The sequence below is a fragment of the Streptomyces sp. NRRL F-2664 genome, from assembly GCF_000719345.1.
Classification (GTDB): domain Bacteria; phylum Actinomycetota; class Actinomycetes; order Streptomycetales; family Streptomycetaceae; genus Streptomyces.
This window is the reverse complement of sequence record NZ_JOFX01000303.1, coordinates 1-632: the sequence shown is the minus strand read 5'-3', so window position 1 is coordinate 632 and position 632 is coordinate 1. Positions and strand designations below refer to the sequence as shown.

The following is a 632-nucleotide window of genomic DNA, read 5'->3' as shown; positions in this document are numbered from 1 at the left end:
CGGGTGCTGGCCGCAGCCGACTACTCCCAGTGGGCCCATTACAAGGTCACCACCACCGACCAGGCCGGCCGCAGAACCGTTGCCTCCACCGACCCGTGGGGCCACACCAGCAGCGTGACCGGCCCCGACGGCACCACCGTCAAAACCGCCTCCGACATCGTCGCCGAAGCCGTCACCCAGGGCGTCCTCGGCACAGACCAGCAGAATGCCGACCTCAGCAAGGCCCGCGCCCTCTCGGTGCAGGACGCCGACACCGCGGCACGTACCACCTCGGCGAAGATCGTCTTCGCCGACGGCACCCCCGCCTCCGGATCGTCTGCGCACACCGATGCCCTGGGCCGTGTGGTGTCCTCCACCAGCGGCGAAGTCACCGCCGCACCCTCTTACGGGCCTGGCGGCATCGCGCACAGCACGGTCCTGACCCCGGCCGCACCGGATGTGTATCCGGGGCAGGAGTTCACCGCAGCCCTCACCCACGACCTCGCCGGACGCCAGACCGCCAAGTCCCTCACCCAGGGCGCGCCCGGCCAGGGCGACACCCGCACCGGCACGGCCAACACCTACGATCCGGCCGGGCGCCTGGCGTCCCAGACCGACCAGCTCGGCAACACCACCGCCTACACCTACACCGC

1 pseudogene is annotated in these 632 nt (G+C 71.4%); it reads left to right on the top strand.

Annotation, left to right across the window (positions count from 1 at the left end):
- Positions 1-632 (top strand): annotated as a pseudogene (locus IF89_RS39495) (hypothetical protein); the annotation flags it as partial.